A 12186-nucleotide genomic window follows, 5' to 3' on the forward strand; every position below is an offset into this window, starting at 1 on the left:
ATGTCTCTCCGCGCCCCGTTCGCGCGGCAGAATGCTCGGAACGGATCGGGTACTTGAGCGTCTTGAACAAGGCCGATCAGGTCCGGGCACTATTTAAAGCAGGGGCGCTACGCGCGTAGAGCGGCCCCTTTCCCGAGGAGAGTGCGCCATCGACGCGTCCAGCAGCCCTCCGCTCACCGCTCAGTCGACAGTCGCGGTAGAGCTCGCGGGCATCACCAAGCGATTCCCCGGTGTCGTCGCCAACCACGACATCCACCTCACGGTCCGCAAGGGCACCGTGCACGCCCTGGTCGGCGAGAACGGCGCCGGCAAGTCGACCCTGATGAAGATCCTCTACGGCATGCAGAAGCCGGACGAGGGCACCATCGCGGTCGACGGTGAGCAGGTGAGCTTCCACAGCCCGGCCGACGCCATCGCCCGCGGCATCGGCATGGTCCACCAGCACTTCATGCTGGCCGACAACCTGACCGTGCTGGAGAACGTGGTGCTCGGCAGCGAGAAGCTGTACGGCATCGGCGGCGGCGCCCGCAGGAAGATCAAGGACATCTCCGACCGCTACGGCCTCGGTGTCCGCCCGGACGTCCTCGTGGAGGACCTCGGTGTCGCCGACCGCCAGCGCGTGGAGATCCTCAAGGTCCTCTTCCGCGGCGCCAGGACCCTGATCCTCGACGAGCCGACCGCCGTGCTCGTCCCGCAGGAGGTCGACGCGCTCTTCGACAACCTGCGCGAGCTGAAGTCCGAGGGCCTCTCCGTCATCTTCATCTCGCACAAGCTGGGCGAGGTGCTCTCCGTCGCCGACGACATCACCGTCATCCGGCGCGGCACGACCGTGGGCACGGCGATCCCGTCGGAGACCACGCCGCGCCAGCTCGCCGAGATGATGGTCGGCAGCGAGCTGCCCACCCCGGAGACCGCCGAGTCGACCGTGACCGACAAGGTCGTGCTCGAGGTGCGGGACCTCACCGTCTACGCCAGCGGCGGCGCCTCCCTCGGTACCGAGGCCGAGCCCTCGGCGGCCGGGCTCACCGAGTTCGCGGGGGCCGGCGAGGCCAAGCGCGTCCTTGACAACGTCAGCTTCACCATCCGCGCCGGCGAGGTCATGGGCATCGCCGGTGTCGAGGGCAACGGCCAGACCGAGCTGATCGACGCCCTGATCGGCACCAAGCACGCCGACTCCGGCCGGATCCTCTTCCTCGGCGAGGACATCACCCCCTGGCCCACCCGCAGGCGTCGCGAGCAGGGCGTCGGCTACATCCCCGAGGACCGCCACCGCCAGGGCCTCCTCCTGGAATCCCCGCTCTGGGAGAACCGCATCCTCGGCCACGTCACCGAGAAGCCCAACGCCAGGGGCTTCTGGCTCGACCCCAAGGGCGCCCAGGCCGACACCCGGCGGATCGTCGAGGAGTACGACGTCCGCACCCCGGGCATCGACGTCACGGCGGCCTCCCTCTCCGGCGGCAACCAGCAGAAGCTGATCGTCGGCCGCGAGATGAGCCACAACCCGAAGTTCCTGATCGCCGCCCACCCCACCCGCGGTGTGGACGTCGGCGCCCAGGCGCAGATCTGGGACCGCATCCGGCAGGCCCGCCGCGAGGGCCTGGCCGTGCTGTTGATCTCCGCCGACCTGGACGAGCTGATCGGCCTGTCGGACACCCTGCGCGTGATCTACGACGGCAGGCTCGTCGCGGACGCCGACCCCGCCACCGTCACTCCGGAGGAGCTGGGCTCGGCGATGACGGGTGCCGCGTCCGGTCACCTGGAGCACGTAGAGACCACCGACGACAACGCCGGTCCGGAGGACGAGGCCCGATGAAGAAGTTCGACAAGGAGCGGCTGCTCATCGCGGTGGCCGGACCGGTCATCGCGCTCCTCCTGGCGATCGTGCTGACCTCGGTCGTGCTGATCGCCTCGGGCAAGAACCCGATCGAGCCGTACGTGCTGATGCTGCAGCAGCTGCCGTACTCGGACATCCAGGTCCTGATCATCAACCAGGCGTCGCTGTACTACATCGCCGCCATCGCGGTCGCCCTCGGCTTCCGCATGAACCTGTTCAACATCGGCGTCGACGGCCAGTACCGCCTCGCCGCCGTGATGACCGCCGTGGTCGGCGCCAACGTCGCCCTGCCGGGCTTCCTGCAGATCCCGCTGCTGCTCCTGGTCGCCATGTGCACCGGCGCCTTCTGGGCCGGCATCGCGGGCGTCCTGAAGGTCACCCGGGGCGTCAGCGAGGTCGTCGCGACGATCATGCTGAACGCGATCGCCACCAGCGTCATCGGCTACGTCACCCTGGCCGACGTCTGGGGTGTGCAGGTCGGCAACAACATGACGACCGGCATCATGAAGAAGTCCGGCTGGTTCCCCGGCATCAACCTGGGCTCGGACGTCGGCGAGATCTACGGCCTCGTCTTCCTCGCGGTCCTGCTGGGCGTCGGCTACTGGCTCGTCCTCAACCGCACCCGCTTCGGCTTCGACCTGCGCGCCACCGGCGCCTCCGAGACCGCCGCCGCGGCCTCCGGCGTCGACGCCAAGCGGATGGTGCTGATCTCCATGCTGATCTCCGGCGCCATCGCGGGCCTGTCCGGTCTCCCGCTGCTGCTCGGCGACACCCACACCTACAGCCTGAGCTTCCCGGCAGGCCTGGGCTTCACCGCCATCGGCATCGCCCTGCTCGGCCGCAACAACCCCGGCGGCATCGCGTTCGCCGCCCTGCTGTGGGCCTTCCTCGACAAGGCCTCGCCCGCCCTCGACTACGCGACCCCGGAGGCGTACCCGAAGGAGATCGCCACGATCATGCAGGGCCTGATCGTGTTCGCGGTCGTCATCTCGTACGAGTTCGTACGCCAGTGGGCTCTGCGCCGCCAGCAGAGCCGGGTCGGCGCCGAGCTGGCCGCCGCTCAGAAGACCAAGAAGGAGGTGGCGGCCCGATGACCACCGCGACCGCAGCGAAGCCGCAGGCCCAGCAGCCCGGCAAGCGCAGCCGCCGTATCTCGCTCCCGGTACTCCTGCTCGTCATCGCGGGCGTGCTGGTGCTGACCTCGATCGTCCGCCTGATCACCGGCGCGGACGGCATCACCTCGACCGGCCAGATGTCCACCGCCCTGCGCCTCGCCGTGCCGATCGGGCTCGCCGGCCTGGGCGGCCTGTGGGCCGAGCGCTCCGGCGTCGTCAACATCGGCCTAGAGGGCATGATGATCCTCGGCACCTGGTTCGGCGCCTGGGCCGGCTACCAGTGGGGCCCGTGGGCCGGCGTGGCCTTCGGCATCGTCGGCGGTGCCCTCGGCGCCGTCCTGCACGCCATCGCCACCGTCACCTTCAACGTCAACCACATCGTCTCCGGTGTGGCCCTGAACATCCTGGCCCTGGGCACCACCCGCTACCTGTCGAAGTTCACCTTCGAGAACGCCCCGCAGGGCTCCTCCAAGCAGTCCCCGCCGATCGACTCGCTGGGCACCTTCAGCATCCCCGGCCTGTCCGACTGGCTGGACACCCTCAACCGCAAGCACTGGTTCCTGGTCTCGGACATCGGCGGCCTGCTCGGCGGCCTGGTCACCGACCTGTCGCCGCTCACCGTCATCGCGGTGGCCCTCGTCCCGCTCACCTGGTGGGTGCTGTGGCGCACGGCGTTCGGCCTGCGCCTGCGCTCCTGCGGTGAGAACCCGGTCGCGGCGGAGTCGCTGGGTGTGAACGTCTACAAGTACAAGTACATCGCCGTGATCGTCTCGGGCGGCTTCGCCGGGCTCGGCGGCGCCTTCCTCTCGATCGTCGCCTCGAACGTCTACCTCGACGGCCAGACCGCCGGCCGCGGCTACATCGGCCTCGCCGCGATGATCTTCGGCAACTGGATGCCGGGCGGCCTGGCCATCGGCGCGGGACTGTTCGGCTACACCGACAGCCTCAACCTGCGCGGCGGCACGGTGAACGTCCACGCGCTGATCCTGCTGCTGGCGATCCTGCTGGTGTTCGGCGCGGCGTACCTCGCCTGGAAGAAGAAGTACGTGCCCGCCGTCATCACCGTCACCACCGCGGCCCTGATGTTCCTCTGGTACACCGCCACGAACGAGGTCCCGCGCCAGCTCGTGACGGCGACTCCGTACATCGTCACCCTGCTCGTCCTCTCGCTGTCCGCGCAGTCCCTGCGGATGCCGAAGGCGGACGGCCTGCCGTACCGGAAGGGACAGGGCAAGTGACCCCGCCCGCCGACTTCGACTGGGAGGCGCTGCGGGCGAAGGCGCGGGAGGCCATGTCCCACGCCTACGCCCCCTACTCGGGCTATCCGGTCGGCGTCGCGGCCCTCGTCGACGACGGGCGCACGGTCACCGGCTGCAACGTCGAGAACGCCTCGTACGGGCTCGGCCTGTGCGCCGAGTGCGGGCTGGTCTCTCAGCTGCAGCGCACGGGCGGCGGCCGCCTGACCCACTTCACGTGCGTGGACGGCAGCGGCGGCCTGCTGGTGCCGTGCGGGCGTTGCCGCCAGCTGCTGTACGAGTTCGGCGGGCCGGACCTGCTCCTGGACACCCCGGCGGGCATCCTGCCGCTGTCGCAGATGCTGCCCCAGGCCTTCGGGCCCGACCATCTCACCTAGTAACTCCCGTATCTCCCCTGCGGCCCCTCCGGGCTCCACCAGGCTTCACGAGCCGATCGGAGGGGCCGTGGGCTTTCGCACCACACTCCGGAAGGAACGAGGCCATGGCCATGGACGCCATCTCCGTCATCCGCACCAAGCGGGACCGCGGTGAGCTCAGCGACGAGCAGATCGACTGGGTCATCGACGCGTACACGCGCGGCGAGGTCGCCGACGAGCAGATGTCCGCGCTCGCGATGGCCATCCTGCTCAACGGCATGAACCGCCGCGAGATCGCCCGCTGGACCGCCGCGATGATCGCCTCCGGCGAGCGCATGGACTTCTCGTCCCTGTCCCGCCCGACAGCCGACAAGCACTCCACGGGCGGCGTCGGCGACAAGATCACCCTCCCGCTGGCCCCGCTGGTCGCGGCCTGCGGCGCGGCCGTCCCGCAGCTCTCCGGCCGCGGCCTCGGCCACACGGGCGGCACCCTCGACAAGCTGGAGTCCATCCCCGGCTGGCGCGCCCTGCTCTCCAACGAGGAGATGCTGCACGTCCTGGACACCACCGGCGCGGTGATCTGCGCGGCGGGCGACGGCCTCGCCCCGGCGGACAAGAAGCTGTACGCCCTCCGGGACGTGACCGGCACGGTGGAGGCCATCCCGCTGATCGCCTCGTCGATCATGTCGAAGAAGATCGCCGAGGGCACCGGCTCGCTCGTCCTGGACGTGAAGGTCGGCACGGGCGCCTTCATGAAGACCGTCGAGGACGCCCGGGAACTGGCGTCGACGATGGTGGGCCTCGGCACGGACCACGGCGTGAAGACGGTCGCCCTCCTGACCGACATGTCCACCCCGCTGGGCCTGACGGCCGGCAACGCCCTCGAGGTCCGCGAGTCGGTCGAGGTCCTCGCGGGCGGCGGCCCCGCGGACGTGGTCGAGCTGACGATCGCCCTGGCCCGCGAAATGCTCGACGCGGCCGGAGTGAAGGACGCCGACCCGGCGAAGGCCCTGGCCGACGGCTCGGCCATGGACGTCTGGCGCCGCATGATCGCGGCCCAGGGCGGCGACCCGGACGCCCCGCTCCCCACGGCGAAGGAACAGCACGTGGTCAAGGCCCCGGCATCCGGCGTCCTGACCCGCCTCGACGCCTACGACATCGGCATCGCCGCATGGCGCCTCGGCGCCGGCCGCGCCCGCAAGGAGGACCCGGTGCAGGCGGGCGCCGGCGTCGAGATCCACGCCAAGCCCGGCGAGCCGGTGACCGAGGGCCAGCCCCTGCTGACCCTGCACACGGACACGCCCGAGCGGTTCGAGTACGCGCTGCAGGCGGTGGAGGGCTCCTTCGACGTCGCGGCGGAGGGCACGGAGTTCTCGGCGTCGCCGGTGGTGCTGGAACGTATCGCCTGACCAGGCGATTTACCGTTCCGGTGAACGGGATCGGTGGACCTGTGCCGATCCCGTTCGGCATGCTGGGATCGGTGACGCACCGATAGGAAACCGCCATGAGCGCACTCGCCGTCAGCCAGGACCCCGAGCAGAGCTGGGACGACCTCGTCCGGTTCTGGGAGGAGACGGAATGGCCCGAGGGCAGCAAGGTGGAGATCATCGAGGGGAGCATCACCGTGTCACCTGCTCCCGCGTACCGTCACAACGTGATCGCGGCACGCGTTCAGCGTCGCCTCTACGCCGTGATCCCAGAGGAGTGGGAGATCTTCCAGACGTTGGCCATCGCCGTGCCGTCCCGCATGAGCATGCTCATCCGGGAGAACCCAAGGGGGATGTCTACCGCCCGCTGAGCAGCGCCAAGTTCGGCGAGCCCCTCAAGATTCCCGCACCCTTCGATCTCGTCATCGACACCAGCGAGTTCCCGGCCGAGTAGGGCTCGCCCCGCCCCGATGAGTTACGGGTGGCCACCCGGTCTACAGCACGTGGAGCCCAAGACACCCCCCGTACTCGTGCTGCCCGGCCCCGTCACCAAGGAAGAGGTGACCGGGCTCTGTGACGACGTGCGGGCGCTCCTGGAGGCCACCGGGGCCGGAGTCCTGGTCGTGGACGCCGGCGGGCTCGGGCCCGCCGGACTTCGCGCCGTCGACCTCCTCGCCCGCCTCGAACTGGCCGCCCGCCGGTCCGGAGGCCGGATACGCCTCCGCGACCCCGACCCCGGGCTACACGCCCTCCTCGACCTCGTCGGCCTCCGCTTCGAGGTGGAGGGGCAGACCGAACAGCGGGAACCAGCGCTTGGTGTCGAGGAAGCAGTGGAACCCGGTGATCCGGCCCTCTGATATCTCCAGCACCTGGACCGCCCACGGCGCGAAGCCCCCCGCCTCCGGGTCCGGCTTGTACTGAGCGAACCCCGGCAGGCCGTTGACCTGCACCGGCAGCAGGCGGGAGCCCGCGCAGGCCGCGCCGAGCGTCGTCATGAAGCCCGTGATGTCGTCGTGGCCGGTGAGCCACAGGTCGAACGGCGGCATCGTCATGACGGCGTCCTCGTGGAGAAGGGCCGTGAGCGCCGCCATGTCGTACCCCTCGAACGCCTTCACATAGCGCTCCAGGAGCTTCTGCTGCTCCTCGTCCAGCGGGTCGGACACGGCCGCCGAAGCGCCCTTGTCGTCCCGCTCGGCGAGCGTCGCCCGCGCCCGCTGGAGCGCGCTGTTGACCGAGGCGACCGTGGTGCCGAGCAGCTCGGCGACCTCGCTCGCCCTCCACGCCAGCACCTCGCGCAGGATCAGCACCGCCCGCTGCTTGGGCGGCAGCTGCTGCAGGGCGGCCATGAAGGCGAGCCGGACCGACTCCTTGGCGACGGCGGCCTCCGCCGGGTCCTCGACCGCCGGCAGCACGCGGGCGTCCGGCATCGGCTCCAGCCAGGTGTGGTCGGGGCGGGGGGAGAGGGCCGCCCGGGCGAGCGGCGTCGACTCCGTGAGGTCCGTCGGCCGGGCGCGCTTGTTGCCCGCGGACAGCATGTCCAGGCAGACGTTCGTCGCGATCCGGTACAACCAGGAGCGCAGGCTGGAGCGGCCCTCGAACTTGTCGTAGCTCCGCCAGGCGCGGACCAGGGTGTCCTGCACCGCGTCCTCCGCTTCGAAGGAGGAGCCGAGCATGCGGTAGCAGTACCCGGTCAGCTCGGTCCGGTGCTTCTCCAGTGCGACGTCGAGGTCCGTCGTCGCCGTGCCGCTGTTGCCCATCGTCCACCCACCCCTGCGGCCGTTCCTGTCGCGCGCCTTCGCGCCCCAGCACTTCGGAAGCTACCGCAGCCCACTGACAACGGCCCCCGGAGCGCACGAATGCGCAGTTCACAGCCCTGACAGGCCCCGGTCAGACCAGTTGTTCGACGGACATGAGCAGATGCCGGTGAGCGCCTTGAGCAGCCGCCGCCCGAGGACCAGCACCTCACCGGCCCCCTCCGTCCGCGCGTCGGCCTCGATGCGTGCCGCCGTCTCGAAGTCGAACCCGGAGACGCTTCAGCCGCCCGGCCCCGGCCGCCGGCAGCAGCCCGCCCGGCACCGGTACGGGCGTACGGGCGTACGGGCGGGCAGTGCGCGGGCCGCCCTGGGGGAAAAGCCACGCCCCCGGACGGCAAGTCCTAGTGCGCGCCCACCGGCACCCGACGTGCCGCGACCCGGGCCGCCCGCGACCCGAACACCGTGATCGTGACGACGCCGAGCACCGCCAGAACGCCCACGCCGACCGTCCCTGCCCAGCCGCCCGCGTGGAAGGCCGTCGCGCCGAGCGTGCTGCCCGCACTGGAGCCGATGTAGTACGCGGACTGGTACAGCGCCGAGGCCTGGGCCCGGCCGGTCGTGGCCGTCTTGCTGACCGCCGAGGACGCGACCGCGTGGCCCGCGAAGAAGCCCGCCGTGATCAGGACCAGGCCCAGCAGGACCAGCGGGAGGGAGGCCGCGAGGGAGAGCAGGAGACCGGTCGCCGTGGTTCCGCCGGCCAGGTACAGCGCGCCGCGGCGGCCCAGGCGGCCCACCAGCCGGCCCGCCGTCGACGCCGAGACCGTACCGACCAGGTACACGAGGAAGATCGAGCCGACGATGCCCTGCGGCAGCCCGAAGGGGTCCTCCGTCAGGCGGTAGCCGATCACCGTGTACACGCCGCCGAAGACGGTCATGAACAGTGCGCCGATCGCGTAGAGGCGGCACAGCAGCGGGTCGCCGAGGTGGTCGCGGACCGTGCGGGCCAGCACCCGGGGGCGCAGCGAACCCGGCGTGAAGTGCTTCGGCGCCGGCAGCAGCAGCCGGAACGCCACCGCGCAGGCCACCGCGAGCGCGCCGACCACGCCGACCGCGACCCGCCAGCCCCACTCCTGCGCCACCCAGCCGGTGATCACCCGGCCGCTCATGCCGCCGATGCTGTTGCCCGCGACGAACAGGCCGATCGCGGTGACCAGCGCCTTCGGCCGGACCTCCTCCGCCAGGTAGGCCGTCGCCGACGCCGGCAGCCCGGCCAGCGCGGCACCCTGGAGCGCCCGCAGCACCACCAGGGCGCCCAGGGACGGCGCGAAGGGCACCAGTATCCCGACGGTCACCGCCACCACCAGCGAGCCCGTCATCACCGTACGGCGGCCGAAGCGCTCCGAGAGCGCGCTCATCGGCAGCACGAACAGCGCGAGACCGCCGGTCGCCGCCGCCACCGTCCAGCTCGCCTCGCTCGCCGCCACCCCGAACTCGCCCGAGATCAGCGGCAGCAGGGCCTGCGTGGAGTACAGCAGCGCGAAGGTCGCGACACCGGCGAGGAAAAGGGCGAGGCTCATCCGGCGGTAGCCGGGCCCGCCCGGGGACATACGGGAGTCGGCGGAAGGGGGAGGGGACGTTGCGGCGCCCACGACGGTGGACGCCCCGGTATCGGCGGGAGACATGCTTCGAACCTACGGACGAGCCCGCTCATCCGTCCAATGCATGGAATCGCCATAATCGTTCCCATGGTGCATCAGCCGAGGTCACAAGAGCGTCTGTCACAGCACAGTGACTCAGAAGACATCGTCACAGTGCTCGCCCCACGCCTGGCGTACTTCGCCGGCGTGGCCCGCACCGAGCACGTCACACGGGCCGCCCAGGAGATGAACGTCCCGCAGTCCACACTCTCCCGCGCCATGGTCCGCCTGGAGCAGGACCTCGGCGTCGACCTCTTCGCCCGCCGGGGCCGCACCGTCGCCCTCACTCCCGCCGGGCGCACCTTCCTCACCTCCGTCGAACGCGCCCTCGCCGAGATCGGGCGGGCCGCCGACGAGGTGCGCGCCGACGCCGACCCGACGACCGGCAAGGTCGCCTTCGGCTTCCTGCACACCATGGGCGCCGAGACCGTCCCCGGCCTGATCCAGGCGTTCCGCGCCGACCACCCCCGGGTCCGCTTCAGCCTCGTCCAGAACTACGGCGAGGCGATGCTGGAGCGTCTGCGCGCCGGCGAACTGGACCTCTGCCTGACCTCCCCGGTCCCCGACGCCCCCGACCTGGTCGCCCGCCGCCTCGACGAACAGAAGCTCCGCCTCGTCGTCCCCGCCGACCACCCCCTGGCCACCCGCAGGCGCATCCGCCTGGCCGAGGCCGCCGACGAGGCCTTCGTCACCCTGGAGCCCGGCTACGGCCTCCGCCGCATCACCGACGACCTCTGCAAGGAGGCGGGCTTCAAACCGCGCGTCGCCTTCGAGGGCGAGGAGGCCGAAACCCTGCGGGGCCTGGTGGCGGCGGGCCTGGGCGTGGCCCTCCTGCCCCCGCCGGTCTTTCCCCGCCCGGGAGTCGTGGAACTGACGGTCACCGCCCCGCGGGCGGCCCGGGAAATCGGCGTGGCCTGGCTGGACGGCCACCCGGACACACCGCCGGTGGCAGCATTCAAGAGGTTCCTGCTGTCGAGGCGCGGCAGCCTGCTCCCCTCCTAGAGGCCGTGTCTCCCAACTTCGGCGCGCATGAAGGGCTTCGCCGATGCTCGTAGACTCATGGTGTGACATTCATGAGCACCCCGCACTGCTGCTTCCTGTGACCGGAAGACGTTGAGGGCGATGCCGGACGGCATCGCCCTCCTTGGTGTGCCTGTTGCGTGAACCACGTTTCCACACGCTGCCCGTTCCTTCCTGAGGCAGTGACGTTCTGAGCGCGCATGCAGGCACGGTTTCTTCCCGTCACCCTTGCCAGGAGTGTCTCGTGCCTGTGTCGCTTCCCCCTGCCCTCGAACTGTTCCTCGACCTGCTGCGCTGTCCAACGTGCCACACGCGCCGCCTGCACCCCGACCGCGGCGCACTGCACTGCCCGGCGGGCCACACCTTCGACATCGCCCGCCACGGCTATGCCAGCCTGCTGACGGGCACCCGCGCCACCAGCGGCGATGACGCGGCCATGGCCCAGGCTCGGGCCCGGTTCCTGTCGACCGACACGTACGCGCCCATCCGCAAAGTCGTGGCCAGCCTGGCGGCCGACGCCGTGTCTGAGCAGACCACGGTTGTGGACGTGGGGTGCGGCACGGGCGACTACCTGGCCAGCGTGCTGGACCAGTTGCCCTGCGCCCGTGGTCTGGGGCTGGACACATCGGTGCGCGCGCTGCGCTCAGCGGCCCGGGCCCATGAACGAGCCGCCGCGGCGGCCTGGGACGTTTTCCGCCCCTTTCCGCTGGCCAGCGGAGTGGCCGATGTCGTGCTGGACGTGTTCGCCCCGCGCAACCCGGCCGAGTTCCACCGGGTGCTGCGCCCGACCGGCCGGTTGATCGTCGTCCGTCCCACCGGGCGGCACCTGGCCGAGCTGCGCGGCCGGGTGCCTGCGATGGTCACGATCGACCCGGCCAAGGAACAGCGACTGCACCGAGTGCTGGATCCCTACTTCGAGGCTGCCGTTACCGAACAGGTCGAGTACACCATGTCTGCGACCAGGCAGGAGGTGCTCGACCTGGTTGGAATGACGCCGAGCGCACGTCACTTAAGTCCTGCAGACCTGACCGATGACGCCCTCCTGCCCGACCGAATCACCGTCTCCGTGCTGGCCACCGCTTACCAGCCTCGGTGACCACGAGCGGGCGCATGCGCCTGCTGACCGACGAGCAGTGGGCGCGCCTGGCGCCCTGCCTTCCCTGCAATACGGGTAAGGCTGGGCGTCCGTTCGCCGACCACCGTCGCATCATCGAAGGGATCATCTACCGGTACCGCACCGGAATCCCGTGGAGAGAGATCTGCCCCGTGAGGCGTTCGGGCCCTGGCAGACGGTATGGAAGCGCCATCGCAGGTGGGCGGCTGACGGTACCCGGGACACCGTTCTGGCGCAGTTGACCGCTCAGGCGGACTCGATCGGCGGGATCGATTGGACTGTCTCGGTCGACTCGACGATCAACCGGACTCACCGGCACGCGCAGATCCGCGCAGACCTCGCGGCCCGCGGCATCCGCACCGTGATCCCCGAACGCGCCGATCAGCAGGCCAACCGCACGAGAAAGGGCCGCGGCGGTGGACGACCCCGCACTCTGGACACCGAGACTTACAAGCGTGGGAACGTCGTGGAACGGTCTTTCAACCTGTTCAAGCAGTGGCGGGGCCTGGCCACCCGCTACGACAAACTTGCGATCGTCTATCGCTCTGCAGCCGTGCTGGCGGCGGTCATTACCTGGCTACGAAGTTGAGAGACACGGCCTGGCCCAGGAGAG

10 protein-coding genes and 3 pseudogenes are annotated in these 12186 nt (G+C 70.5%); 10 read left to right on the top strand and 3 right to left on the bottom strand.

The features are described 5' to 3' along the window. Positions 1 to 148 precede the first annotated feature (148 nt). The 7 genes and pseudogenes from ACIBBH_RS07455 to ACIBBH_RS07485 all read left to right on the top strand — a co-directional run bounded on the left by ACIBBH_RS07455 (position 149) and on the right by ACIBBH_RS07485 (position 6845). Complete coding sequence (locus tag ACIBBH_RS07455; RefSeq protein WP_399403633.1) at positions 149 to 1813, top strand: ABC transporter ATP-binding protein; 1665 nt, start codon at positions 149 to 151, stop codon at positions 1811 to 1813. Further along, positions 1810 to 2928 carry an ABC transporter permease gene (locus ACIBBH_RS07460; RefSeq protein ID WP_399402923.1) on the top strand — a complete coding sequence of 373 codons (1119 nt, stop codon included), beginning with the start codon at positions 1810 to 1812 and terminating at the stop codon, positions 2926 to 2928. The genes ACIBBH_RS07455 and ACIBBH_RS07460 overlap by 4 nt, the downstream gene beginning before the upstream one ends. Next, entirely contained in the window at positions 2925 to 4187 is a 1263-nt protein-coding gene (locus tag ACIBBH_RS07465) for an ABC transporter permease (RefSeq protein ID WP_399402925.1), read from the top strand. The genes ACIBBH_RS07460 and ACIBBH_RS07465 overlap by 4 nt, the downstream gene beginning before the upstream one ends. Next, positions 4184 to 4582 (top strand): cytidine deaminase, encoded by a 399-nt coding sequence (locus ACIBBH_RS07470; RefSeq protein WP_399402927.1) that lies wholly within the window; start codon positions 4184 to 4186, stop codon positions 4580 to 4582. The genes ACIBBH_RS07465 and ACIBBH_RS07470 overlap by 4 nt, the downstream gene beginning before the upstream one ends. Positions 4583 to 4686: 104 nt before the next feature. After that, positions 4687 to 5970 (top strand): thymidine phosphorylase, encoded by a 1284-nt coding sequence (locus ACIBBH_RS07475; RefSeq protein WP_399402929.1) that lies wholly within the window; start codon positions 4687 to 4689, stop codon positions 5968 to 5970. Between the two features lie 95 nt (positions 5971 to 6065). Continuing rightward, positions 6066 to 6442: pseudogene (locus tag ACIBBH_RS07480) on the top strand (hypothetical protein). A gap of 16 nt (positions 6443 to 6458) precedes the next feature. Beyond that, positions 6459 to 6845, top strand: a complete 387-nt coding sequence (locus ACIBBH_RS07485) for an STAS domain-containing protein (RefSeq protein ID WP_399402931.1) — start codon at positions 6459 to 6461, stop codon at positions 6843 to 6845. Here ACIBBH_RS07485 and ACIBBH_RS07490 read toward each other — a convergent pair. From ACIBBH_RS07490 to ACIBBH_RS07500, 3 genes and pseudogenes are all read right to left on the bottom strand, one after another. Continuing rightward, positions 6729 to 7745: a sigma-70 family RNA polymerase sigma factor gene (locus ACIBBH_RS07490; protein ID WP_399402933.1), complete on the bottom strand. Its 1017-nt coding sequence runs from the start codon at positions 7743 to 7745 to the stop codon at positions 6729 to 6731. The genes ACIBBH_RS07485 and ACIBBH_RS07490 overlap by 117 nt on opposite strands. A gap of 177 nt (positions 7746 to 7922) precedes the next feature. After that, positions 7923 to 8064: pseudogene (locus ACIBBH_RS07495) on the bottom strand (DNA polymerase III subunit beta); the annotation flags it as partial. A gap of 79 nt (positions 8065 to 8143) precedes the next feature. Then, positions 8144 to 9424 (bottom strand): MFS transporter, encoded by a 1281-nt coding sequence (locus ACIBBH_RS07500; protein ID WP_399402935.1) that lies wholly within the window; start codon positions 9422 to 9424, stop codon positions 8144 to 8146. A gap of 63 nt (positions 9425 to 9487) precedes the next feature. Here ACIBBH_RS07500 and ACIBBH_RS07505 point away from each other — a divergent pair, with 63 nt between their 5' ends. The 3 genes and pseudogenes from ACIBBH_RS07505 (at position 9488) to ACIBBH_RS07515 (ending at position 12162) form a co-directional block, all read left to right on the top strand. Next, complete coding sequence (locus ACIBBH_RS07505) at positions 9488 to 10441, top strand: LysR substrate-binding domain-containing protein (protein ID WP_399402937.1); 954 nt, start codon at positions 9488 to 9490, stop codon at positions 10439 to 10441. A gap of 262 nt (positions 10442 to 10703) precedes the next feature. Beyond that, positions 10704 to 11555, top strand: coding sequence for a putative RNA methyltransferase (locus ACIBBH_RS07510; protein ID WP_399402939.1), 852 nt, complete (start codon positions 10704 to 10706; stop codon positions 11553 to 11555). A gap of 14 nt (positions 11556 to 11569) precedes the next feature. After that, positions 11570 to 12162: pseudogene (locus tag ACIBBH_RS07515) on the top strand (IS5 family transposase). Positions 12163 to 12186: the final 24 nt, after the last annotated feature.

Source organism: Streptomyces sp. NPDC051636, assembly GCF_044453765.1.
In the GTDB taxonomy this organism is placed as follows: Bacteria; Actinomycetota; Actinomycetes; order Streptomycetales; family Streptomycetaceae; genus Streptomyces.

Coding starts and splice junctions, on each gene's coding strand:
- ACIBBH_RS07465 (WP_399402925.1), top strand. CDS start 2,925: ATGACCACCGCGACCGCAGCGAAGCCGCAGGCCCAGCAGCCCGGCAAG.
- ACIBBH_RS07490 (WP_399402933.1), bottom strand. CDS start 7,745: ATGGGCAACAGCGGCACGGCGACGACGGACCTCGACGTCGCACTGGAG.
- ACIBBH_RS07505 (WP_399402937.1), top strand. CDS start 9,488: ATGGTGCATCAGCCGAGGTCACAAGAGCGTCTGTCACAGCACAGTGAC.
- ACIBBH_RS07460 (WP_399402923.1), top strand. CDS start 1,810: ATGAAGAAGTTCGACAAGGAGCGGCTGCTCATCGCGGTGGCCGGACCG.
- ACIBBH_RS07500 (WP_399402935.1), bottom strand. CDS start 9,424: ATGTCTCCCGCCGATACCGGGGCGTCCACCGTCGTGGGCGCCGCAACG.
- ACIBBH_RS07475 (WP_399402929.1), top strand. CDS start 4,687: ATGGCCATGGACGCCATCTCCGTCATCCGCACCAAGCGGGACCGCGGT.
- ACIBBH_RS07485 (WP_399402931.1), top strand. CDS start 6,459: ATGAGTTACGGGTGGCCACCCGGTCTACAGCACGTGGAGCCCAAGACA.